The following is a 23,593-nucleotide window of genomic DNA, read 5'->3' on the forward strand; positions in this document are numbered from 1 at the left end:
CGCTGAGACGCTGAACGCGCCGAAATCAACGCAGGACCAGCGCCGGGTCCCCCAGCCGCCGGTACACCGTGCCGAACCGCGCATCGACGCGCAGCCACGCCGGATGCATCCGCACCCGCACGATCTCCTCTGAGGACAACGCATCCGCGGTCTGCGGCAGAAAGCCCATGGCGGTCAGGGCGAACACGCAGCGCATCGGGATCCCCACATTGGCCTCCCCCGAGCTGACCGCGAGCACCTCCTGATCCAGCAGCGAGGCCGGCGGCCCGTGCGCACTGCCGTGCTCCTTGGCCAGTGTGGTGCCGCGCTCGACGAGTTCGAGGATGGCCCAGGCCGGCACGTCGTCGAGATGAGTGAACCCGGTCTCCGGCGGCAGCACTCCGCGCCACGCCGAGTCCATCGCGAATCCCGGCTCGACATAACCGGATTCGTCCATCGCCGGTAGAGCGCGGGCGATGGCGTCGGCTCCGGCGGACAGATCCGCCGGGCGCAGCCGGCCGGCCACCACCCGGCTGGCCAGCACGTCGAAACCGGTGGCCACCCAGGCGACCACCTGCCCGGTGCCGGGGCGCTCACGGAACCGGATCACCGCGGCGTCGTCGAGGCGCAGTGCCCGGTCGATGAAGGTGGCCAGGTCGTCACGATGGGCGGCGTTGTCGAGCCAGAGGCCGCGTTCGGGTGTACTCACCGCTGAAAGCGCTCCAGGTACGCCCGGTGGTGCGGCAGCAGCCGCACCAGCTTCTGCTCCTCGATGTTGAACGCCGCCAGCTGCGTCTCACCGATCACGGCGGGTTTGGAGTCCGGATCGGCATGCACCGAACGCACCTCGTAGCCCAGATTGAAGTCCACCGCACGCAGCCGGTTTACCCAGATGGTCACCTGCAGTGGCGAATCCATCAGCCGCAGTTGCCCTTTGTACTTCACGTTCACCTCGGCGATGAGCAATCCGATGGTGTCGATGTCGTGGACGAACGGTTCGTGCAGGAAGGGCACCCGTGCCTCTTCCAGGATCGTGACCATGGTGGCGTGGTTGACGTGCTGGTACATGTCGATATCCGACCAGCGCACCGGCACCGGTGTCGTGAAACGCTCAGCCACTTGTTCCCGTTCCTGTTGTTCGAGTCATACTGCGGATCTGACGTGCCGCGACGGACAGCGTCGCCAGGTCGCGCTGGCCTTCGGTGTGGATCTCGTGAAGCGTCCGTTGGGCCCGATCGATGCGGGAGCTGTTGGTCAGTTCCCACTCCTCGATCTTCTGCTCCCCGGTCTCCTCCGGCTCACCGACAGCCAGCACATCAAAGCACAGCGCCCGCAACGACCCGTAGATGTCATCCCGGATCGCCAACCGGGCCAACGAATGCCAGCGGTCATCGCGATCCAGCTGGGAGGTCGCGGTGAGCAGACCGTCGATGCCCAGGTGATCCATCAGCGCGAAGTACGCGTCGGCCACCTCCACGGCGTCGCGGTCGACGATGTCGGCGATGTCGATCACGTCGAGCAGGCTGTAGCGGTACAGACCGGTGGCGATGGTGTACGCCAGCTCCTTGGACACCCCGTGCGCCTCGAACTCGCCGGACTCCTTGGCCACGATCGCCTTGTCGTCTCCGCGCAGCCACTGTGACATCTGCGGTGACAGCCGGGCGACCAACGCGCCGAACCGGTTGATCTCGGCGCCGACCGCCAGCGGCTGGGGCCGGTAGTTGATCAGCCAGCGTCCGGCGCGGTCGATGAGCCGGCGCAGATCCAGTGTCAGCCGGTCGGTCACCGCCGCCGGGATCCCGGAATTGCCTGCGTCTTTGATGGCCCGCCAGATCTCGCTCACCCCGAAGATGGCGTCGGTGGCGACATAGGCGCGCACCGCGTCGACATGACCGACACCGGTGTCCTCGGTCATCCGGTAGGCGTAGGTGATGCCGCTGGTGTCGACCAGGTCGTTCACCAGCATGGTGGACACGATCTCGCGACGCAGTTGGTGTGAGCGAATGTCGGGGCCGAACCGGTCGCGCAGCTCCTCCGGGAAGTACTGCGGCAGCCGGGCGGCGAACACCTCCTGATCCGGCAGGTCCGTGCGGAGCAACTCGTCCTTGAGCGCCAGCTTGACGTGCGCCATCAACGTTGCCAATTCCGGTGAGCTCAACCCGATCCCGGCCTCATGGCGGCGCCGGATCTCCTTCTCCGCCGGCAGCGCCTCCAGCTCGCGGTTGAGCCCGCGTACCGCGACGAACTCCCTGATCTGGCGGGCGTGCACCTGTAGCAGGCTGGCCGCATTGGCCCGGCTGGTGCCCATCAGATCGTTCTGGTCGATGTTGTCGGCCAGAACCAGACGGCCGACCTCATCGGTCATCGACATCAGTAGCGGGGTGCGCTCGTCGACACCGACCTTGCCGGCGGTCACCAGCGAGTCGATCAGGATCTTGATGTTGACCTCATGGTCGGAGCAGTCCACACCCGCCGAGTTGTCCAGCGCGTCGGTGTTGATGCGGCCACCCGCGAGGTCGAACTCGATACGGCCGCGCTGCGTCACGCCCAGGTTGCCGCCCTCGCCGATCACCTTGGCCCGCATCTGGTTTCCGTTGACGCGGATGGCGTCGTTGGCGCGATCGCCGACGTCGGCGTCCGACTCGGTCTCGGCCTTGATGTAGGTGCCGATCCCGCCGTTCCAGAACAGGTCGACCGGCGCCAGCAGCACCGCCCGCATCAGCTCCGGCGGTGTCATCTCCTCGACCTCGTCGGGCAGGCCCAGCGCGTGCCGGACCTGTCCGCTGATCGGAATCGACTTCTGCTGCCGGCTGTACACCCCGCCGCCCTCGCTGATCAGGGCGCGGTCGTAGTCGGCCCAACTCGATCGCGGCAGCGCGAACAACCGCTCGCGCTCGGCCCAGGAGGTGGCCGCGTCCGGGTTGGGATCCAGGAAGATGTCGCGGTGGTCGAAGGCCGCGATCAGCCGGATGTGCTTGGACAGCAGCATTCCGTTGCCGAACACGTCACCGCTCATGTCGCCGACGCCGACGACGGTGAAGTCCTGGGACTGGGTGTCGACCCCCATCTCCCTGAAGTGCCGCTTCACCGATTCCCAGGCGCCCCGGGCGGTGATGCCCATCGCCTTGTGGTCGTAGCCGATCGACCCGCCCGATGCGAAGGCGTCGCCGAGCCAGAAACCATAGGACTTCGCAACATCATTGGCGATGTCGGAGAAGGTGGCGGTGCCCTTGTCCGCGGCGACCACCAGGTACGCGTCGTCCCCGTCGCGGCGCACCACGCCGGCCGGGGTCACCACGGCACCGCTGGACTTGTCGACGTTGTCGGTGAGGTCGAGCAGGCCGGAGATGAACAACCGGTAGCACGCCACCCCCTCGGCCCGGGTGGCGTCCCGGTCGGCCGCGGCGTCACCGGTGGGCAACGGCGGGGACTTGACGACGAATCCCCCCTTGGCCCCGACCGGCACGATGACGGCGTTCTTCACCGCCTGGGCCTTGACCAGACCCAGGATCTCGGTGCGGAAGTCCTCCCGGCGGTCCGACCAGCGCAGCCCACCGCGGGCGACGAACCCGAACCGCAGGTGCACGCCCTCGACCCGGGGCGAGTACACGAAGATCTCGAATCGCGGCCTGGGCAGCGGAAGTTCGTCGATCAGTCCCGGGTTGAGCTTGAACGCCAGCACGTTCTGGGCGCGGGCGGAATCCGGATTGTCGACGAAGTAGTTGGTGCGCAGGGTGGCCTGGATCAAACTCGCGAATGCGCGCAGCACCCGGTCGGTGTCCAGGCTGACCAGGGCATCGATATCGGCGGCGACCGCGGCCGCGGCGGCCCCGGCGTCCCGGGTGGTGGCGTTGCCGCCGGTATCCAGCGCCGGATCGAAGAGGGCTTCGAACAGTTCCACCAGCGACCGCGCGGTGCCGGCGTTGTCGTTGAGCACCGTCTCGACGTGCGCCTGGCTGTACGGGAAACCGGCTTGGCGCAGGTACTTCGCGTAGCCACGCAGAATCGTCACCTGCTGCCAGGTCAGCCCGGCCCGCAGCACCAGTTCGTTGAACCGGTCGATCTCGGCCCGGCCGTGCCAGATGGCGGTCACCGTATCGGCGAACCGGGTGGCCACGTCCTCGATGTCGGCGGCGGGCGTGTTCGGGATGGACTGGTGCGGTGAGACCTTGAACTGGTAGATCCACACCGGCAGCCCATCGGCCCGGGTGACGGTGAAGGGCCGCTCCTCGAGCACCACCACACCCATCGACTGCAGCATCGGCAGCAGCTCCGACAGCGACGCCGACCGGCCGCCGAGATACCAGGTGAGCAGGTCGACCCGGTCGGACCCGCCGTCCCGGAAGACGAGCTTCACCGAATTGTCTTGCAACTGCTCGATGATCGCGATATCACCGATGGCGTCCTGCGGGGTGAACGCCTGCTTGTAGATCTCCGGGAACGCCGAAGAGTAGTACTCGGCGTCGACCACGCTCAGCGACTCGGTCTTCGCCGAGCCGATCAGCCGGTCGGCCCAGGTGCGGGCCGCCTCGGTCAGCAGATTCTGGATCCTGACCTCGTTGTCGGGCGAGGTGTCGATATCGGAACGCTGCGTGGTGTCGGGCATCTTGACGGTGAAATGCACCACTGCCCAAGGTGATTCACTGACCCTGGCGGCATACTCGATGCTCACCCCGCCGAGCTCGCGGACCAGGATCTTCTGCATCTCCAGCCGGACCGCGGTGGTGTAGCGGTCACGCGGCAGATACACCAGCGCCGAGACGAAATGCCCGAGCCGGTCGGCCCGCAGGAACAGCAGCGTGCGGCGTAGCGATCCGAGATCGACGACCGCCCTTGCCATTTCCAGCAGGTCCGGGGTTTGCAGAGCGAACAGCTCCGAGCGCGGGATGGTCTGGATGACGTCGAGCATCAACTGGGCCGGGTGGCTCGGGTCCGAATGCGACTGGGCCAGCGCCTCGTCCACCCGCCGCGAGATCAACGGGATCTCCAGGACGTTCGCGTTCATCGCGGACGCGGTGAACAACCCCACGAACCGGTGCTCCACGGCCTGGTTGGAGGCCGGCCCGGCCGGTTTTTCGCGCACCACCACGATGTACGGGTACGCCCCGTAACGCAGGAAGCTGGGCATGGTGGCCTGCGCCAGCACCAGCAGATCGTCGGCGTCGGTGAGCTGCGGCAGCACGTCGGTGCGCAGCTTCAGCACACCCAGACGGCTGGCCATGTCCACCGTCGCCTGCCCGTTGTGCACCGCGCACCGCTGGTAACCCATCAGCACGAAATGCCCGTCGCCGAGCCAGTGCAGCAGGGCCGCGACATCGCGACGGTCCGGGCCCGGGAAGTGCCCGGCGTGATCGGAATCCAGCGCATTGGCCAGCCCGATCAAGGTGGCGTTGAGCGCCGCCGAATCCGCCGCGACCTGCCGGGCGTCGGCGAGCACCGACGGCAGCAGGCCCGCCACCTCGGCCACCGCCGCCGAATCGGCGGTCGAGGACAGCCGGACATGGATCCACATCTCGTCGACGCCGTCGGGGGCGTCCGGATCGCTGGCCGGTACCAGCGCCAGCAGCTCCCCGTCGGGTCCCCGGCGCGCCCGCAGCACCGGGTTCATCACCCAGGTGTACGCGACACCGAACCGGTGCAGCAGCACCGTCACCGAATCCATCAGCATGGCGCTGTAGTCGGTGACGACCTGAATCGCGGGGCCGAAACCGCCGGGATCACCGGCCGGGTAGACCGCCACCAGCGTCTCCCCCGGTGCACGCCGGGAGCCCATCCCGGTGTGCGCCGCCAGCAGATCCGGTGTCACCTCGGTCGCCGCGCCACGTTCGATCGGCGCGGTGACCGCGGTGTCGGCGGCGGGCGCATCACCGTGCGGGCCGTGGTGCGTCTCGACGTAGGCGCGGGTGAGCTCCGCGACCGCGTCCTGACTCAGCTGCAACTGCTCGGTGGTTCCTGACACAGGTGCAACTGTAGTGATCCGCGAGCGCCCTTTGGGGGCACTCGGGTGGGATCAGTCGCGGGTCAGCTTCCGGTGGGTCACCCGGTGCGGGCGGGCCGCTTCGGCGCCGAGGCGTGCGATCTTGTTCTCTTCGTAGGCACCGAAGTTGCCCTCGAACCAGAACCACTTGGCCTCGTTGTCGTCGTCACCCTCCCACGCCAGGATGTGCGTGCAGGTGCGGTCCAGGAACCAGCGGTCGTGGGAGATCACCACGGCGCAACCGGGGAACTGTTCCAGCGCGTGCTCCAGCGAGGACAGCGTCTCGACGTCCAGGTCGTTGGTCGGCTCGTCGAGCAGGATCAGGTTGCCGCCCTCTTTCAGGGTGAGCGCCAGATTCAGCCGGTTGCGCTCACCACCGGAGAGCACTCCGGCCGGCTTCTGCTGGTCCGGGCCCTTGAACCCGAACGCCGACACATAGGCGCGCGACGGGATCTCGTTCTGTCCGACCTCGATGTAGTCCAGACCGTCGGAGACCACCTGCCACACGTTCTTCTTCGGGTCGATGCCGGAGCGGCTCTGGTCGACATAGCTGAGCTTGACCGTCTCGCCGACCCGCACGGTGCCGCTGTCGGGCTGCTCCAGTCCGACGATGGTCTTGAACAGTGTCGTCTTACCGACGCCGTTGGGGCCGATCACACCGACGATGCCGTTGCGTGGCAGCGTGAAGGACAGGTCCTTGATCAGGGTGCGGCCCTCGAAGCCCTTGTCGAGGTGTTCGACCTCGACCACGACACTGCCCAGGCGGGGCGGCGTCGGGATCTGGATCTCCTCGAAGTCGAGCTTGCGGGTCTTCTCCGCCTCGGCCGCCATCTCCTCGTAGCGGTCCAGGCGGGCCTTGTTCTTGGCCTGGCGGGCCTTGGCGCCGGACCGGACCCAGGCCAGCTCTTCCTTCAGCCGCTTCTGCAGCTTCTGGTCCTTCTTGCCCTGCACCTCCAGGCGATCGGCCTTCTTCTCCAGGTAGGTGGAGTAGTTGCCCTCGTACGGGTAGGCGCGGCCGCGGTCGAGCTCGAGGATCCACTCGGCGACGTTGTCCAGGAAGTAGCGGTCGTGGGTGACGGCCAGGATGGCGCCCTTGTAGTCGGCCAGGTGCTGTTCGAGCCACATCACGCTCTCGGCGTCCAGGTGGTTGGTGGGCTCGTCGAGCAGCAGCAGGTCCGGCTTGGACAGCAGCAGCTTGCACAGCGCGACGCGGCGCTTCTCACCACCGGACAGGTGGGTGACGGGCTCGTCGGGCGGCGGGCAGCGCAGCGCGTCCATCGCCTGCTCCAACTGGGAGTCGATGTCCCAGGCGTCGGCGGCGTCCAGCTCTTCCTGCAGCTGGCCCATCTCCTCCATGAGCTCATCGGTGTAGTCGGTGGCCATCAGTTCGGCGACCTCGTTGAATCGGTTGAGCTTCGCCTTGATTGCGACGCCCGCCTCGACGTTCTCCCGGACGGTCTTGGTCTCGTCGAGCTCCGGCTCCTGCATGAGGATGCCGACCGTCGCGCCCGGCTGGAGGAAGGCGTCGCCGTTGTTGGGCTGGTCGATCCCCGCCATGATCTTGAGAACGCTCGACTTACCGGCCCCGTTGGGTCCGACCACGCCGATCTTGGCGCCGGGCAGGAAGTTCAGCGTGACGTCGTCCAGGATGACCTTGTCGCCGTGCGCCTTGCGCACCTTCCGCATCGTGTAGATGAATTCGGCCATGCCGTCGTCTTGCCTCTCGTTGCACTGCACATCTCGTCGAAACTCGCAGCCCATCCTAGAGACAAGCGGGAACCCCCGTTACGCCGAGATCGGCAGCTCCCGATTCTCCCCGGCCTCCTCGCCGGCCCCGGTGTCCTGACCACCGGTGGGCTCGGCCGGCTCGGGCACCCGCTGCGCCCTGTCCAGCTTGGCCCGGACCCGGTTCAGGTCGGGCCCGACCGAGGTGGCGCGGACCTCGACGGTGGACCGGCGATTGCCCTCCTTGTCGTCGTATTCGCTGGTGTAGATCTGCCCGACCACGATCACCGGGTCGCCCTTGAACAGCACCCCGGCCACCCCGTCGGCGACCTTTCCCCAGCAGTTGACGGTGACGAACAGGGAGCTGCCGGCCTCCCAGGTGCCTTCCGTGGTACGCCGGCGGGAATTGCTGGCCACCCGGAACCGGACGAATTCCTGATCGTTGACGCGGCGCAGGACCGGGTCGGTGACCACGGTGCCGACAATGGAGAACGGGGTTTCGAACATGGCAGTGCCTCTCACTTGATTCCTCGGGCGCCGGCTGCGGGGATCCCGTCACCGGCCTGTGCACCCATTGAGCCGTCGGGTGCCGTCAGGACTGCCCTGGCACAGCCCTGCCGAGGCCTGCCCTGTGGATGAACCGGGCACTGGGGATAACCGCGCTCACAGGGGTCTCGCGCTCACGCCGTCGCGCATTGCGCGATGATCGACGGTGTGGCTTGTGACGGCATCGGTGTGATCGGACGTGTGCGATGACCGTCCCGCAGCAGTTGACCGACCGCTACCAACTGGGTGAGATCCTGGGATTCGGCGGCATGTCGGAGGTGCATCGGGCACGCGATCTCCGGTTGCACCGCGATGTGGCGATCAAGATCCTGCGCGCCGACCTCGCCCGGGACCCGAACTTCTCGCAGCGGTTCCGGCGGGAGGCCAAGCACACCGCGGCACTGAATCACCCGTCGATCGTGGCGGTGTACGACACCGGGGAGGCGCAGACCCCGAACGGCAAGCTGCCGTTCCTGGTGATGGAGTACGTGGACGGGATCACCGTCGGGAAGCTGATCCAGCGCCAGGGGGCGCTACCGCCGCAGCATGCGCTCGCGGTGATCGCCGACGTGTGCACCGCCCTGGAGTTCAGTCACAGCCGTGGCATCGTGCACCGCGACATCAAACCGGCCAACATCATGATCACTCCCGCCGGCACGGTGAAGGTAATGGATTTCGGCATCGCGCGGGCCATGAACGCCACCACCGGAGACCGTCTCACCGCGACGTCCGCGGTGGTCGGCACCGCCCAGTACTTCTCCCCCGAGCAGGCCCGCGGCCAGGAGGTCGACGCCCGCACCGATGTGTACTCGCTGGGCTGCGTGCTCTACGAGATGCTCACCGGGCAGGCCCTGTTCACCGGGGACACCCCGCTGTCGGTGGCCTATCAACACGTCCGCGAACAACCCGTGCCGCCGTCGCAGCGCCGGGCCGGGCTGTCCCCCGACATCGACGCCGTCGTGCTCAAGGCGCTGGCCAAGAAACCGGAGAAGCGCTACCAGAGCGCCGCGGAGATGCGGGCCGATCTGCTGCGGGTCAGCCGCGGTAATGCGCCGGCGGCGTCGGCAACGCCGGCCCAGGACACCGACGAGGTCTCGGACACCGACGGTCCGCGCACCCTGCAGATGCCGGTCCAGTCCGCACGCACCGGGTCGCGGCGGTGGCTGATCGCGGGCGCCGTCGCCGCGGTGGCGCTGCTGGTGTTCGCCGGTGTCTTCGTGGTGGGCGTCATGAACCGGGTCCAGGTGCCCGACGTGCACGGACTGACCCAGCAGGAGGCGCTCAGCCGGCTGCAGGAACAGGGGCTGAGCCCGCAGCTGGAAACCAGACCCGACGGCTCGGTCGAGGCCGGTCGGGTGATCGACACCGACCCGGCCACGGGTGCGGCGGTCTCCTCGGGCAGCGAGATCACCGTCAACATGTCGACCGGTCCTGAACAACGCCGTGTCCCGGACGTCTCCCGGCTGGCGTACAGCGAGGCGGTGCAGACGCTGCGGGACGCCGGTTTCGAGAATGTGCGGCGCCAGCCGCAGGCGTCCCCGGCCGCGGAGCTGGACCGGGTCGTCGGCACCATCCCGGCTGCCCAGCAGGATGTGGCGACCAGCAACGAGATCGTCATCCTCGTCGGGTCGGGCCCCTCGGCGCGCGAGGTTCCCGACGTCACCGGGCAGAGCGTGCAGCAGGCCACCCAGAACCTGGACACCTCCGGGTTCACCACGATCCTGCAGGCGGACGCCGACAGCGTGCTGCCCGCGGGCCAGGTGGCCGGCACCGACCCGCCGGCCGGCGCGTCGGTGGCCTCGGATGCCCCGGTCACGCTGAAGGTCTCGCGCGGCAATCAGATCACCATGCCCGACCTGCGTGGCCTGTTCTACGCGGACGCGGTGGCGCAGTTGCAGGCCCTGGGCTTCACCGGGCCGCTGCTCAAGGGTCCCGACATTCCCGAAGCCGTTGCCGGTCGTGACCAGCGGGCCCGGGTGGTGCAGCAGGACCCGGCCCCGGGCACCGGCGTCAACCGGGACGGCACCATCACGGTGAACTACGGCAGCTAGTTCTTACGGCTTTCGATCTCGGACAGCTTCGCCAGCATGTTGTTGTAGGCGGCCAGTTCGGCGTCTTCATCGCGGTCCGCGGCCCGGTCGATCCGTTTCGCGGCGCGGTTGTCGCTGCGCCGCCACTGGATGAGCAGCGCCAGCATCACCAGCACCAACGGCACCTCACCGGTGGACCAGGCGATCCCGCCGCCGAGGCGCTGATCGGCGAGCAGGTCGGTGTGCCACGGCAGGCCGAGCGAGCGGTAGAAGTCTTCGGCGAGCACCGTCTGCATGCCCATCAGCACCACCCCGAAGAAGGCGTGCAGCGGCAGCGAACCGAAGACCATGCCCAGCTTGGCCAGGTGCGGGACCCGGCGCGGCGTCGGGTCGACGCCGATGACGACCCAGTAGAACAGGTAGCCGCTGAGCAGGAAGTGGATGTTCATCGCAAGATGCGCGCCGTGGTTGTCGGCGGCCGCGGTGAAGATGCCGCCGAAGTACAGCCCGTAGAAGCCCGCCACGAAGATCACCGTCGCGACGATCGGGTGGGTGAGGAATTTCGACACCCGGCTGTGCAGGGCGGCCAGCAGCCATTCCCGCGGGCCGGGCGGGTTGTCCTTACCGGCCGTCGGCAGCGCCCGTAGAGCCAGGGTGACCGGCGCGCCGAGCACCAGCAGCACCGGAACCAGCATCGAGAGCAGCATGTGCGCGGCCATGTGCATGCTGAACATCGCCGGCATGTACCGGCCGAGCCCAGACGACGTCGCGAACAACAGCGCCGCGCACCCGAGCAGCCAGGCGAGGATCCGGCCGGTGGGCCAGGCGTCCCCGCGGCGGCGCAGCCGCACCACCCCGGCGATGTAGACCGCGGCCAGCACGATGGCCGCGGTGCCGAAGATGAGGTCGAAGCGCCAGTCGAACAGCACCCGGGCCAGGGTGGGCGGGCCGGCCAGGTCATAGCCGATCGCGACGGCGGTGACCGAGGGCAACTCCATCGGCGGTGGCGGTGGGGTGCGACCCAGGGCGACGGCCAGCCCGAAGGTCACCCCGAAGACCACCGACTCGACCAGTGCCAGCCGGATCAGCGGCCGCCGGGCCGTCGGGTCGGCGGCCAGCGCGCGCACGCTCTGCCGGCGCTGCAGCCAGCCCAGCACACCGAGTAGCACCAGCGCGGTGGCCTTCCCGATCAGCAGCCAGCCGTAGGTGTACTGGAACAACTCGGCGGGACGCACCCGCACCAGGGCATTGACGATGCCGGACAGCGCCATCGCCGCGAAGCACCACAGCGCTATCGCCGAGAACCGGCGGGCGGCGACGTCGAGGTGGTCACCGCCTCGAACCGCGAGCGCCCACAGCGCGAGCAGGCCGCCGGCCCACAGCACGCCAGCGATCAGGTGGATCAGCAGGCTGTTCGTCGCCACATCGTGCGCACCGCCGGAGGATGAGTGCCCGGTCAGGGCCAGCGGCAGCAGCGTCACCAGCGACCCGGCCAACAACACCGGCGTCCATGACCAGCGCAGTACCGGGATGGAGATCAACGTCACGATCGCGGCCAGCAGTGCGGTCCAGCGCCAGGTGCCTGCGGTCTCCACCATGCTGGCGACCGTCCAGACGTCGATCGGGTTGAGCCGGCTGGTCAGGGGCTGGCCGGTGATGTCGGACACGGTCAGCGGTACCAACAGCGCCGCGCAGACCGCCCACACCCCGGAGGCCACGCTGCCGGTGCGCAACGCCCGGTAGCCGCCCACGTCGAGCACCCCGCTGCGCTGCGGGGGCACCAGGAACGCGGCCATCAGGAACGACCCGACGGCGATCGCGGCGGCGACCTCGCCGGCGGCCCGTACGAACGGCAAGCCGTAGGTGGTGGCCGGGCCGGGATCGGGCAGCCCCGTCGCGGCCAGCGCGTCCACGATGGACAGCGCACCGATGCCGGCAGCCACGGCTCCGGCCAGCAGTGCAATCACAGTCAAGATCGGCCCCACGGCGCTGCTGCGCTGCGGTGGCGCGACGGTCGTCATGCCCTCCAGCCTAAGTGGGGCGCTGCGCCGCCTTCGACCGGTGTGAGGCTTGCTCGCGCGCGTAGAACTGTTTCCGCGCGGCGGCCTCCACGGTGTGCACGTCGGCGAGGATGCCGCGCATCTCGGTCAGGAATGCGACCCGGCGCTCCGACAGGTCGGGGGCCCGCCGCAGCAGATCCTGGTCGGCGGCGACCTGCCGTGCGGTGGCGAACAGCAGCGCCGACACCGACTCGGCATTGCGCACCCGGGCCTGCGCCACGTGCTGGCGCCCGAGCCCGAGCGCCCGCTTGGTCAGTTCGGATTCCGAGATCTCCGGGGCGGCGTCGCGCAGCACGTCGGCCACGATCTCGTAGGCCTCGAAGAAGGGCCGCAGCATCGCCCCACCGAGCAGCGGGCGCTTGGTCTGCAACACCGCGCCGATACCGTCCGGCCCGGCGGCGATCTTCTCCTCCCAGTCGCCGACCCAGGACATCTCCGAGGCGATGTTCTCCCGGAAGGTCGCCGAGTCGGCGAAGTAGAACTCGAACTTCAGCAGATCGCGCAGCCGCATGATCTGCGCCCAGAAGGCGTCGAGCCAGTCCGAGTCCGCCCGGGCCGCATGCACCAGAGCCAGCTCGATCAGTGAGGTCTCCAGGAACGCGTGGATGATCGAGTTCCGGTAGAACGCGGCCTCGTGCTCGTCCTCCGGGGCGATCCGCCAGACGGGTTCGCGGCCACCGTCCACCCGGGTCACCGGATGCCTACCCGAGAGGGCGTCCACCGCGGCCCGCACCCCTTCCGGGGTGCGCAGCCGCAGCACACTGTTGGTCATCGGAAGTTCTTTGCGTTCCAGGTAATCCAGCGTGTCCTGCAGGGTGCGGTGCAGCTGTCCCTCGGTGAGGGCCACCCCGCGTGCGGTCAGCAACAACGCCGAGACCAGGCCGGTCGCGTTGACCGGGGTGACCCGCACGATGCGCCACGCGACCTCGATGGCCATCCGCTGCATCGCCAGCCGCTTGGCGTCGGGGTCGGTCGCAATGGGGCCGCCCGCCTCGCCGAGGTACTGACGCATCGACACCGCTTCGGGAAAACGGACGTAGATCTTGCCGTAGTTGCGCTCCCCCTGGGCCTTGACGAAGTTGTACAGCCACCTCGCGCTTTCGGGGGTCTTCTCTCCGCCGCGGGCGTACTCGGCGTACTCGGCGGTCTCGTGCAGCTGGTCGAAGCTGATCGAGACCGGTTGCAGCAGAATGTCTTCGCTGCGGCCGTCGAGGTAGGCGTCGGCGACGTAGGACAGCAGGCCGAGCTTGGGCGGCAGCATCTTCCCGGTGCGCGAGCGGGTCCCCTCGATCGACCAGTTCAGGTTGAACCGCTTCTCCACGATGTAGCCGACGTACTGGCGCAGCACATACTTGTACAGCGGGTCGTCGAGCTTGCGGCGCAGGAAGATCACCCCGGAGTGCCGGAAGATCGGGCCCATGAACCCGAAGGACAGGTTGATCCCGGCGAAGGTGTGCACCGGCGGCAACCGGTTCTCCTGCATGGCCACCGGGACGATGACGCCGTCCAGATAGGACCGGTGCGAGAACAGCAGCACCGCCGGGTGCATCTCCAAGGCGTTGCGCAGCGACTCGATCTCGGTGTTGTCGTAGTCGATGTTGGGATCGAATCCACGGCTGAAGATGGCGCGCCCGAGCGTCGGTATGAGATCGACCGAGAAGCGACTCCACCCGGTCGACAGCTCGTCGAGCATCTCGCCGGCCTTCTCCACGGTGGCATCCGGGATCTTCTCCAGGCCCTCCCGGAACCGGGCCGAGGCCAGCATCTCCGGCTTGACCAGGCGCGGCGATTTGTATTCCGGCCCGAGCAGTCGCAGCTCCACCCGCTCGATCGCCAGGATGGCCCGGCGGATGACGAAATTGGCGAATTCCCGGGGATTTTCGGCGATGGTGGTGTCGTGCCACTGCTGCCGGAGTTCGGAAACCTTCGCCGGCTCACCGGCCACCACCCGGGCCCGCGACGGATCTTTGCGCAGGATGCGCCGCTGGAGCAGTTCCGGGGGGCGGTAGGTGTCCCGGCCCGAGATCAGCGAGACGATCTTCGATCGGGTGGGCAGACCGGCGGGGACCCAGAAGATCCGCACCGGCACCACGGACCGGTCGGGGTCGACTTCGAGCAGTTCCACCAGCCGCGCCATCAGGGCGGGCGGCTGGTCGGCGGAATGTACCGGGAACACCAGCACCTCGACCCGGGCCTCGGGCCGTTCGCGCCGCTGCTGACGCAGCCAGTCGTCGAGCAGTTCCTGCTCGGCCGGGGAGACGACGGCGGCCAGCACCAGGGTGTCACCGGTCGGGATGAAACTGGTGAAATCCTCGGCGGCGGCCTTCACGCCTGCTCCTCCTCACCGTTGGACTGCGCTCGGAGCCGTTGGTACACAGCGGCATCGGGCAAGGTGTCCTGCGGCCAGGACGACAGCGTGTCCAAGTAGAGCTGGCGGACCTCGGCGATGCGTTCGACCAGGTTCTCACCGGTCCAGTCGTCGGTGGGGATCGGCGGATAGACGGCGACGTCGACCTTGCCGGCATTGAACGTGCTGGAGTCGCGGGCGGCCACCACCTCGGCGTTGCGGATCACGATCGGCACGATCGGGATGCCCGCGGCCATCGCGATCCGGAACGGCCCCTTCTTGAACGGGCCCACCTCGGTGGTGTCCAACCGGGTGCCCTCCGGGGCGATCAGGATGGAAAGCCCCTTGCGGGCAAGCTCTTCCACCTTGTGCAGCCCCTCCACCGCGGCCTGGGTGTCGTCTCTGTCGATGAACGCCGCGTCCATCACCTTCCCGAGCGGACCCATCAGCGGATTGCGCTCCAGTTCCTTCTTGCCCACCCCGGTGAAGTCGGTGCCGACCAGGCGGCCGGCGATCATCGGGTCGGCCTGGTTGCGGTGGTTGAAGATGAACACCGCAGGCCGTTGCTTGGTCAGATTCTCCTCGCCGAGCACATTGAGCTCGATGCCGGTGGTCAGCATCAGCAGCTTGCTCCAGTTGGAGGTGAAGAAGTTGACGCCGACGCGTTTGTTGCGGGTCAGCAGACCCATCCCGACCGCACCGGCGGCCACCGTCGGGATGGTGGCCAGGCCGGCCAGGGTGCGCAGCTGGGACACCGGGCTGCTGCCGCTGCGGCTGCTGAACTTCAGGATGGGCCAGCCGCGTCTGGCGGCCACCGCGGCAAGCTTGCCCGCCGGGTTGGTGGGTCGCGGGTTGCCGACCAGGTACATCAGGGCGACGTCCTCGTCGCCGTCGGCGTAGAAGTAGCTCCTGGACAGGTCCACGCCGTTGGCCGCCGAAAACCGTTGCACGGCATCAGCTTTCCCGGGGCCCCAGATGATCGGCTCCTCGACCTCGCCGGTGATCAGGTCGTTCTCGTCCACCTGGAACCTGTTGCTCAGAATGTTGTCGATGCCGAGAAACCGGGCCACCGGTTCGACCTGCACGGTCAACGCCGAGGAGCTCAGCACCACCGTGTGCCCGCGGGCCTGGTGGGCCCGCACCATGGCCCGCATCTCCGGATAGATCCGGTCACGCACGTGCTGGTTGAACAGGCGCTCCCCGAGCTCGTCGAGGTCGGTGATCGAGTTCCCGTGCAGCATCCGGGCGCCCTTGCCGATGAGGTCCTCGAACTCCGAACGGCCGAGTTGATGGTTGATGCCGGCCTGCACCATCCCGATGAACTGGCCGACGCTCATCTGACCTCGGCGCAGTTGGTCGCGGGTCATCAGCACACCGGTGAAGCCGGCCACCAGGGTGCCGTCCAGGTCGAAGAACGCGCCGATCTCGGGTCCTTCCGGGCTGGCCTCGATCTCGGCCACGGTGCCCGGGAGGCGCATGATCTTCGATCCGCCCGACTGCCCGTTCACCGAACTCATTGCGCCGCACTCCCGTTCGATGCGGTGTTCCCCGACGCCGGTTCGGGGGCACTGAAGGAGGCCGCGACGGCGCGCCCCGCACCGCCGAGTGCCAACACTTCGTCGAACCCCTGCAGCAGGCACCGCGTCCACAAGGTGTCGTCGGCGAAGGCCGCGCGGTCGTAACGGGTGGTGACGGTGATGTAGCCACCGCGGGAGACCAGCACCGTCATCATCGCCACACCGGGCAGCGGGCCGAGTCCGTAATGGCGCAGCACCTTCGCCCCGGCGATGAAGGTGTCCCCGGGAAACACCGGGACATTGCTGGCCTGCACATCGGAGTTGACCACCGAGCCCGCCATGGATTCCAGCACGGCGTCGGGCAGGAAGCTGGCGATCGGCGCGATCGAGCCGACCATGTCGATGGCGCGTTCTTCACGCTTGCTGGTCATCTGGGAGCGAATCGCCCGGATCCGGCGCTCGGGGTCGGCGATGCCCACGGGTGCGGCGAGATTGACTCCGGCGAAACGGTTTCCGCCTGCCGGGTCGTCGTCGGAGCGCAGGTTCACCGGCACAGCCATCGGCAGCGTGTCGATCGGCATGCCCTTGGCCTCGTGGTAGAGCCGCAGCGCTCCGCACAGGCCGGCCAGGTAGGCGTCGTTGATGGAGCCGCCGACTGCCTTGGCGGCCGTGTGCAGGTCGGCGAACACGATGTCGACGGCCTCGCTGCGCGAGCTCAGACTGCGCCGTCGCAGCAGCGGCGAATGATCGGCCACCGGTCGCGACACCCGGGTGGTGGACAGCGCATAGTCGACGACGCCGCTGACCGCCGCGGCCGGATCGCGCACCACGTTGGTGACCGCGTGCACGGCGCCGCCGAGCAGGCCGAGTGCGGCGTTGGTGATCTTGAGCGGCAGCCGGTTGATCCCCATTCTCATCAGGTCGTTGGACGAGAGATCCTGCGGAATCGGCAGTGGCGCAGGCTCACCGATCTCGGCATCGCGCTCCAGGTTGTAGATGTTGGCGAACATCTCGACGGTGCCGACCCCGTCGGCGACGGCGTGGCTCAGGTGCAGGATGGTGGCGGCCCGCCCGTCGGCCAGGCCTTCCACCAGAGTGACGCTCCACAACGGCCGGGTGATGTCCATCGGTGACTGCAGCGCGATCTCGGCCAGATCGAGCACCTGACGCAGGGTGCCCGGCTCGGGGACCCGGGCCCGGCGCACATGGAAATCGAGGTTGAAGTCGGGGTCGACGACCCAGCGCGGCGCGGCCGTCGGCAGCGTCGGCATCACCACCTTCTGGCGCAGCCGCAGCACTTTGCGCGAGGCCTGCTCGAACACGGCGCGGAACCGGTCCCAATCGGGGGTGGTGTCAAGCAATTCGACGCCCATGATGCCGGACCGGGTGCGGGGATTGGCCTCACCGCGGTGCAGCAGTGTGTCGACACCGTTCAGTTTCTGGGGCAGCCCCGCCGCATCCAACGGCTGATTGCTCATCGCGCGAACTCTCCTCCTGCCTGGCGCTCCCCGGCGGCCGCCACGCAGCGTCCACGCTAGTCGGCGGTGCCGTACCGCGGCGCGGCTTTCGTGGCTGTCGCCGCACCTTCACGCCGAGGCGCGGTTCCCGTCGATCGGGGCAGGGCGTTTGTCCGGCAGATCACGGAACACCGAGGCCGCCAGGATCCGCTTCTGCTGACCGTTCTTGGTCGGCGTGATCCGGAGGTTGACCGACGCGCCGTGGTCGCTCGGCCGGATGTAATAACACTCGTCGGTCTCGGGACAGTAGATACAGATTGCGTCGACGGCGTCCTTGTCGATAGGTGTGCTGTGCACGCCGTGTCGATCGGTCCAGTTCGAACTCAGTTTGAGGGTGACCATGCCTCTCCGCATGGACCGATACTTCACCTGGATGCGGTGAAATGTTCCCGCTTTGTGCGCGACAAGGTCGAACGGCGCGTGTTCAGTGGCAGGGAACAGAACGTCGAACCCCTTGGCCACGAGATCGGCGTGCGCTTTGGCGACGCCGAGGTCGCCCTTGTCTTTGGTGTGATGTTGAACCATCGATTACCACATCCATCGGAACGGGCGCGTTCGGCTAGGGTAGGTGCGCTGCCCCCGTAGCTCAGCGGATAGAGCACCCGCCTTCTAAGCGGATGGCCGCAGGTTCGAACCCTGCCGGGGGCGCTCTTCTATTCTCGGTGCCGTTTCTATGAAGTCTTTCGCCTGGCGCGCTGTCGGATTGGGTTGAGTGCCCGGAAGGTCTCAACCCGGATTGACTGCACTGTATCGCCGATGTCCGACAACCTGAGGTTCGTCACCAGTCGCTGGGTTTGTAATCCTTCAGGAAACACCCGTACACATCCTCGCCGGCCTCGCCGCGCACGATCGGGTCGTACACCCGTGCGGCCCCGTCGACCAGGTCGAGCGGCGCGTGGAACCCCTCCTCTGCCAGCCGCAGCTTGGTCGGGTGCGGGCGCTCATCGGTGATCCAGCCGGTGTCGACGGCGGTCATCAGGATGCCGTCCTGCTCCAGCATCTCCTTGGCGCTGGTGCGGGTGAGCATGTTCAGCGCGGCCTTGGCCATGTTGGTGTGCGGATGGCCCGGGCCCTTGTACTTACGCCCGAACTGCCCCTCCATCGCCGACACGTTCACCACGTACTTGCGGCGGGCCGGGGCGGCGGCCATCGCCGGGCGCAGCCGGCTCACCAGGATGAACGGCGCGGTCTGGTTGCACAGCTGCACCTCCAGCAGTTCCATCGCGTCGACCTCGTGCACCCGCTGGGTCCAGCTGTTCACCGACGCGGTGTCGGGCAGCAGCCCGCCCGCGTCGATCGCGGTGCCGGCGGCGATCCGCTCCGGGGAGGCGCTGCGCGCGGTCAGTGCCAGTTCGGTGAGCGCGTGCGGGGCCTGGTGATCGGCGAGGCTGCCCGCCAGGGCCGCGGGGTGCGCGTCGCTGACCCGGTCGAAGGTGACCACATCCACCTGCGCGAGCTCCGGCGGCGCGGTGCGCTCGGCCTCCACCAGGGCGGAGTACGAGCCCGGGGCCCGGCGCACCGTCTGGGCGGCATTGTTGATCAGGATGTCCAGCGGCCCCTGCGCGGCGACGTTGTCGGCCAGCGCGACGACCTGGGCCGGGTCACGCAGGTCGATGCCGATGATCCGCAGCCGGTGCAGCCAGTCGGCGCTGTCCGGCATGGCGGCGAAGCGCCGCACGGCGTCGTTCGGGAATCGGGTGGTGATGGTGGTGTGGGCCCCGTCGCGCAGCAGGCGCAGCGCGATGTACATGCCGATCTTGGCGCGCCCGCCGGTCAACAACGCGGTGCGGCCGGTGAGGTCGGTGCGGGCGTCGCGTTTGGCGTGGCTGAATGCCGCGCACTCCGGGCACAGCTGGTGATAGAAGGCGTCGACCACGGTGTGGTGCTTCTTGCACATGTAGCAGGCCCGGGACTTGATCAGCGTGCCCGCGGTGGCCCCGCTGGCCGACGAGACCAGCGGTAACCCCGCCGTCTCGTCGTCGATGCGTCCCGGCGCCCCGGTGGCGGTGGCGGCGATGACGGCCCGGTCAGCGGTCGCGACCGCGTCACGCTTGGCGTGCCGGCGGGCCTTGCGGACCGCCTTGAAGATGCCGGCGGTGGCACGGCGCACGGCAACGGCGTCCGGGTGCTCCGGTGGCAACGATTCGACATCGGCCAGCACCTGGAGACACGTGCTGAGCTTCTCGGGATCGATCGCGTTCACCGGGAAAGGGTACGGCGGCCGGGCCCCGGGAACCTATTCGGCAAAAATCAGAGCGCGGCCCAGAACCGGTTGAGCGCCGCGGCGCCACGGGCCGGATCTTCGATCATCCACCAGTGCCCGAGCCCGTCGAGAACCTCGGTGCGGGCGCCGGCCCGGTCGGCCGCACGGCGGCGCATCTCATCGGTTCCGACGAAGGTGTCCGCGGTCGCCAGGATGGACAGACCCGGGCGTTCCGCTGCGGCTTCCAACGCGGCGCCGGCCTGCGCGATGGCCGGCTGAGCCGCCGAGCGGTACAGCCGCAGGATCGCCGCGGCCATATCGTCGTTCTGCGCGGCGACCAGGGCCGGGGCGATATCGGGGCCGACGCCCATCCCTGCCACCATGGCGACCCGTTCCTCCGGCGTTCCCGCCATCATCGCGGCCACCGCCTCTTCACCCGCGCCCGGCGTCTGCCAGATCTGCGCGAGGTCGTGCCACACGTAGTCGGGGTCGAAGACACCGACGATATCGCTGGCCCAGCTGCGGATCAGGTCAGGCCGGTGCATGGCGACGTTGAGCACGTGACCGCCACCCCAGTCGTGCCCGACCAGGTCGACAGGGCCGTCGAATCCCTCAAGTTCCCGTTCCAGCCAATCCCGGTAGGCCAGGTAGGTCGGGTCGAAACCCGCGGGCAGCGGCGCGCCGAATCCCGGAGGTGACAGCGTGACGACATCGTCACGCCCGAGCGCGCCGATCAGTGGACCCCAGATGGCGCTGGTTTCCGGATTGCCGTGCACGAAGACGACCGTCATTCGGTCATGGTGGCACGACAACGCTCAGACCGCGGAGGCGGACAACTCCTCGAATGCGGCGTCCAGGGTCGGGCGGATCGTCAGGAACGCCGCCAACCCCACCAACTCGAGCGGACGACGCGTCACCGGTCCGTCGGCCACCACGACCAACGGAACATCCTCGGGAAGCCGCTCATGGGTCTCCACCAGCAGTGACATACCGCACGAGGCGAACATGGAGGTGTCGGTCAAATTCACGATCACCGCGGTCGGTTGCTTCTCCAGAGCCGTGGCGACGAGCCGTTCCAAGTCGGGAGTGGTGAGCATGTCGACGACACCGGAGCAGTTGATCACCACGGTCGTGTCGTGCCATTCCTGGGCGCACACCAGGGTCGATTGGCTGGATACGAACTGGTCAGACATTCGGAAACCTCGCGGAACCGTCGTTTCGGGGCGCATTGTCTCGCGGGCTGCGGCTCAACCGGACAAACAAGAACGCTGATCTATGCGCTCGAGACTACGGCAATCGGCCTGTCGCCGTGACCTGTCGCGCCGATGGCATGGCACGCTCGAGTTTGAAATCTGATCCCACGCTCACCAGACGCCGCGTCACAACCTGGGGGTATCGCCATCTCGCGTCAAGACGCCGACGGCACCGTCGATGGACTGCTTCCCGTCGGCACGCCCATCGATCTCGACAACTGCGCCCGGGAGCCGATCCACATCCCGGGCAGCATCCAGCCCCGCGGTGTGCTCGTGGTGGTCCAGGAGCCCGAGTTCGAGATCCGCCAGGTCAGCGCGAACGTGGCCGAGTTGCTCGGTCACTCGGTCGAGGAAGTGCTGGGTCGACACCTGTCCGTGCTGATCGGACCCGCGGAGGCCGACCGGATCACGCAGGCCGCGTCCGCGTTCGGCGATCTCCGCCAACGCAACCCGCTCGAGCTGGAGCTCTCCATCGGTGGCCAGATCCGGGCGTTCGACGCCCTGCTGCACCGCGAACCCGGCGGGGTGCTGCTGGTGGAACTGGAGATCGCCTACGGCGAGCGCCCGTTCTCGTTTCCCAACACGTATCAGGCCGTGCGCAACTCGGTCGAGGAACTCAACCGCGCGGCGACGACGACCGAGCTGTACGACACCACTGCCCGCGCGGTCCGCGATCTCCTGGGGTTCGACCGGGTGATGGTGTACCGCTACGACCAGGACTACAACGGCGAGGTCGTCGCCGAATGCAAGCGCGACGACCTCAATTCCTTTCTGGGACTGCACTTCCCCGCCAGCGACATCCCCGCTCAGGCTCGGGCCATGTACGAGCAGAACTGGCTGCGCCTCATCTCCGATGTCGGCTACACCCCGGCGCCGCTGGTGCCGTCCACCGATCCGGCCACCGGCTCCCCACTGGATCTGACGCACGCCAGCCTGCGCAGCGTCTCCCCCATCCACATCGAGTATCTGCAGAACATGGGTGTGCGGGCATCGATGTCGATCTCGCTGTTGCGGCACGGCCGGCTGTGGGGGCTGATCGCCTGCCATCACTACGCCGGGCCGCATCTGCCGCCCTACGGCGCCCGCGCGGCAGCCGAATTCCTCGGCTCGACACTGTCTTTGCGGCTCGTCGACCGCTTCGATGACGATCAACTCCGGGAACGGCTGGCGGCGCAGTCCATGCTCGCGCACATCACCGCCGCGACGATCAATGACAGCGAACCGGTCGCCGCGGCCCTGCTCGGCACCCCCAGCGTGCTCGATCTGTTGCCCGCCGCCGGGGTCGCCGTCGACATCGGCGGCGAGTACCGCACCCAGGGGACCGTCCCGCCGGCGGAAGTCGTTGCCGCCGTGGCCACCTGGGCCCGCGCCACCGGGGAGGAAACCGGCACCACCGAATGCCTGTCCCGCGAGCTACCCACCCTGGAGCTGGATCCGCAGGACACCGCCGGCGCACTCGCGCTGAACCTGCCCGACGACCAGTACGTGATCTGGTTCCGGCAGGAGGCGTTGCGCTCGGTCGACTGGGGCGGCGATCCGCACAACAAGGCCATCGCGGTGCAGGAGGGCGACGAGATACGGCTCAGCCCGCGGAAGTCGTTCGAGCGGTGGCGTGAAGTCGTCGACCAGTGTTGTGAACCATGGGGACCGATCCAGATCGAGTCCGCGGAGATGCTGCGCGGGCATCTCGTCGAAGAGCTCTACCGGCGTACCCGAAGTGCGCTGCGGGTGGCCGACATCGTGCAGCGCAGCCTGCTGCCCGAGTCGATCCCGACCATCTCGAACTGGGATCTGTCCACCGACTACCGACCGGCGGTGGGCGGCCGGGTCGGCGGTGACTGGTATGACGCTTTCGTGCTGCCGGACGGCCGGCTGACGGTGGTGCTCGGTGACGTCGCGGGCCACGGCCTGGCCGCCGCCGGTGCCATGGCGCAGCTGCGCAACGCGCTGCGATCCCTGTTGTTCACCGGCGCCACCCCCGCGGACGCGCTGAGTCAGCTCAACGCGTTCAGCCGGCATCTGATGGCGCGGGCGTTCGCCACCGCGGTCGCGGTGCGCATCGATCTGGACAGCGGGCGCACCGAGGCGGCCTCCGCCGGTCACCTGATGCCCTACCTGACCGGCGGGCGCACCCCGGTGACGGCGGCGCCGATCCGGCTCTCCCCGCCCATCGGGGTCAAGGGCGGCAGCTACGCGCACAGTGAGTTCGTCCTGGAGCGCGGGCAGGGTCTGGTGATGTTCTCCGACGGGCTGGTCGAGCGGCGCGACGGCACCATCGACGACGGGCTGGAGCGCCTTGCCCGGGTACTGGACCGGGCCGGTGATTCCGCCGCGCAGCAGATCTCCTCGGCAATGCGGCCCGAGGACACCGACGATGACGTCACCGTGATCACGCTGCGCAGACGCTGACCCCCGCTGGGATTGAACCGAGCGGGCCGC

General features: G+C 68.3%; 15 protein-coding genes and 1 tRNA gene. 3 read left to right on the forward strand and 13 right to left on the reverse strand.

Going from position 1 to position 23,593, the window contains the following annotated elements; translation table 11 throughout:
- Positions 1 to 25: 25 nt before the first annotated feature.
- From K0O62_RS19845 to ssb, 5 genes are all read right to left on the reverse strand, one after another.
- Positions 26 to 688, reverse strand: a complete 663-nt coding sequence (locus K0O62_RS19845) for a DUF8010 domain-containing protein (protein WP_073853430.1) — start codon at positions 686 to 688, stop codon at positions 26 to 28.
- The gene (locus tag K0O62_RS19850; protein WP_073853428.1) at positions 685 to 1,098 is read right to left on the reverse strand and encodes an acyl-CoA thioesterase; all 414 of its coding nucleotides are present in this window, start codon (positions 1,096 to 1,098) and stop codon (positions 685 to 687) included. The genes K0O62_RS19845 and K0O62_RS19850 overlap by 4 nt, the downstream gene beginning before the upstream one ends.
- Positions 1,091 to 5,938: an NAD-glutamate dehydrogenase gene (locus tag K0O62_RS19855; RefSeq protein WP_073853426.1), complete on the reverse strand. Its 4,848-nt coding sequence runs from the start codon at positions 5,936 to 5,938 to the stop codon at positions 1,091 to 1,093. Before K0O62_RS19855 ends, K0O62_RS19850 begins: the two co-directional genes overlap by 8 nt.
- Positions 5,939 to 5,989: 51 nt before the next feature.
- Positions 5,990 to 7,663 (reverse strand): energy-dependent translational throttle protein EttA, encoded by a 1,674-nt coding sequence (ettA, locus tag K0O62_RS19860; protein WP_073854319.1) that lies wholly within the window; start codon positions 7,661 to 7,663, stop codon positions 5,990 to 5,992.
- Positions 7,664 to 7,741: 78 nt separating this feature from the next.
- Positions 7,742 to 8,188, reverse strand: a complete 447-nt coding sequence (ssb, locus tag K0O62_RS19865) for a single-stranded DNA-binding protein (protein ID WP_073853424.1) — start codon at positions 8,186 to 8,188, stop codon at positions 7,742 to 7,744.
- 245 nt (positions 8,189 to 8,433) lie between these two features.
- Between ssb and pknB the strand changes: the two genes are divergently transcribed.
- Positions 8,434 to 10,278 carry a Stk1 family PASTA domain-containing Ser/Thr kinase gene (gene pknB / locus K0O62_RS19870; protein ID WP_073853422.1) on the forward strand — a complete coding sequence of 615 codons (1,845 nt, stop codon included), beginning with the start codon at positions 8,434 to 8,436 and terminating at the stop codon, positions 10,276 to 10,278.
- On the opposite strand, the gene K0O62_RS19875 is transcribed toward pknB, so the two are convergent.
- The 5 genes from K0O62_RS19875 to K0O62_RS19895 all read right to left on the reverse strand — a co-directional run bounded on the left by K0O62_RS19875 (position 10,275) and on the right by K0O62_RS19895 (position 18,223).
- Positions 10,275 to 12,278 carry a bifunctional copper resistance protein CopD/cytochrome c oxidase assembly protein gene (locus K0O62_RS19875; protein WP_073853420.1) on the reverse strand — a complete coding sequence of 668 codons (2,004 nt, stop codon included), beginning with the start codon at positions 12,276 to 12,278 and terminating at the stop codon, positions 10,275 to 10,277. The genes pknB and K0O62_RS19875 overlap by 4 nt on opposite strands.
- A gap of 10 nt (positions 12,279 to 12,288) precedes the next feature.
- Positions 12,289 to 14,646 carry a glycerol-3-phosphate 1-O-acyltransferase gene (locus tag K0O62_RS19880; protein ID WP_073853418.1) on the reverse strand — a complete coding sequence of 786 codons (2,358 nt, stop codon included), beginning with the start codon at positions 14,644 to 14,646 and terminating at the stop codon, positions 12,289 to 12,291.
- Complete coding sequence (locus tag K0O62_RS19885) at positions 14,643 to 16,181, reverse strand: HAD-IB family hydrolase/lysophospholipid acyltransferase family protein (RefSeq protein WP_073853416.1); 1,539 nt, start codon at positions 16,179 to 16,181, stop codon at positions 14,643 to 14,645. The genes K0O62_RS19880 and K0O62_RS19885 overlap by 4 nt, the downstream gene beginning before the upstream one ends.
- The gene (locus tag K0O62_RS19890; protein ID WP_073853414.1) at positions 16,178 to 17,659 is read right to left on the reverse strand and encodes a wax ester/triacylglycerol synthase family O-acyltransferase; all 1,482 of its coding nucleotides are present in this window, start codon (positions 17,657 to 17,659) and stop codon (positions 16,178 to 16,180) included. Before K0O62_RS19890 ends, K0O62_RS19885 begins: the two co-directional genes overlap by 4 nt.
- Positions 17,660 to 17,767: 108 nt before the next feature.
- Entirely contained in the window at positions 17,768 to 18,223 is a 456-nt protein-coding gene (locus K0O62_RS19895; protein WP_073853412.1) for a group I intron-associated PD-(D/E)XK endonuclease, read from the reverse strand.
- A 50-nt stretch (positions 18,224 to 18,273) separates the two neighbouring features.
- Between K0O62_RS19895 and K0O62_RS19900 the strand changes: the two genes are divergently transcribed.
- A tRNA-Arg gene (locus tag K0O62_RS19900) sits at positions 18,274 to 18,346 on the forward strand.
- A 130-nt stretch (positions 18,347 to 18,476) separates the two neighbouring features.
- Here the strand turns inward: K0O62_RS19900 and K0O62_RS19905 are convergent.
- The 3 genes from K0O62_RS19905 to K0O62_RS19915 are packed head-to-tail and all read right to left on the reverse strand — an operon-like array spanning position 18,477 to position 21,094.
- Positions 18,477 to 19,901, reverse strand: a complete 1,425-nt coding sequence (locus K0O62_RS19905) for an SDR family NAD(P)-dependent oxidoreductase (protein ID WP_073853410.1) — start codon at positions 19,899 to 19,901, stop codon at positions 18,477 to 18,479.
- A gap of 47 nt (positions 19,902 to 19,948) precedes the next feature.
- Positions 19,949 to 20,692 (reverse strand): alpha/beta fold hydrolase, encoded by a 744-nt coding sequence (locus tag K0O62_RS19910; RefSeq protein WP_073853408.1) that lies wholly within the window; start codon positions 20,690 to 20,692, stop codon positions 19,949 to 19,951.
- A gap of 24 nt (positions 20,693 to 20,716) precedes the next feature.
- Positions 20,717 to 21,094: an STAS domain-containing protein gene (locus K0O62_RS19915; RefSeq protein ID WP_073853406.1), complete on the reverse strand. Its 378-nt coding sequence runs from the start codon at positions 21,092 to 21,094 to the stop codon at positions 20,717 to 20,719.
- Between the two features lie 201 nt (positions 21,095 to 21,295).
- Between K0O62_RS19915 and K0O62_RS19920 the strand changes: the two genes are divergently transcribed.
- On the forward strand, positions 21,296 to 23,563 hold the full coding sequence (locus K0O62_RS19920; RefSeq protein WP_073853404.1) for a SpoIIE family protein phosphatase: 2,268 nt from the start codon (positions 21,296 to 21,298) through the stop codon (positions 23,561 to 23,563).
- Positions 23,564 to 23,593: the final 30 nt, after the last annotated feature.

The organism is Mycolicibacterium diernhoferi (genome assembly GCF_019456655.1).
In the GTDB taxonomy this organism is placed as follows: domain Bacteria; phylum Actinomycetota; class Actinomycetes; order Mycobacteriales; family Mycobacteriaceae; genus Mycobacterium; species Mycobacterium diernhoferi.

Bases quoted from the DNA above. Each gene is read 5' to 3' on its own strand.
- ettA (WP_073854319.1), bottom strand. From the start codon at position 7,663: ATGGCCGAATTCATCTACACGATGCGGAAGGTGCGCAAGGCGCACGGC.
- ssb (WP_073853424.1), bottom strand. From the start codon at position 8,188: ATGTTCGAAACCCCGTTCTCCATTGTCGGCACCGTGGTCACCGACCCG.
- pknB (WP_073853422.1), top strand. From the start codon at position 8,434: ATGACCGTCCCGCAGCAGTTGACCGACCGCTACCAACTGGGTGAGATC.
- K0O62_RS19875 (WP_073853420.1), bottom strand. From the start codon at position 12,278: ATGACGACCGTCGCGCCACCGCAGCGCAGCAGCGCCGTGGGGCCGATC.
- K0O62_RS19885 (WP_073853416.1), bottom strand. From the start codon at position 16,181: ATGAGTTCGGTGAACGGGCAGTCGGGCGGATCGAAGATCATGCGCCTC.
- K0O62_RS19890 (WP_073853414.1), bottom strand. From the start codon at position 17,659: ATGAGCAATCAGCCGTTGGATGCGGCGGGGCTGCCCCAGAAACTGAAC.
- K0O62_RS19895 (WP_073853412.1), bottom strand. From the start codon at position 18,223: ATGGTTCAACATCACACCAAAGACAAGGGCGACCTCGGCGTCGCCAAA.
- K0O62_RS19910 (WP_073853408.1), bottom strand. From the start codon at position 20,692: ATGACGGTCGTCTTCGTGCACGGCAATCCGGAAACCAGCGCCATCTGG.
- K0O62_RS19915 (WP_073853406.1), bottom strand. From the start codon at position 21,094: ATGTCTGACCAGTTCGTATCCAGCCAATCGACCCTGGTGTGCGCCCAG.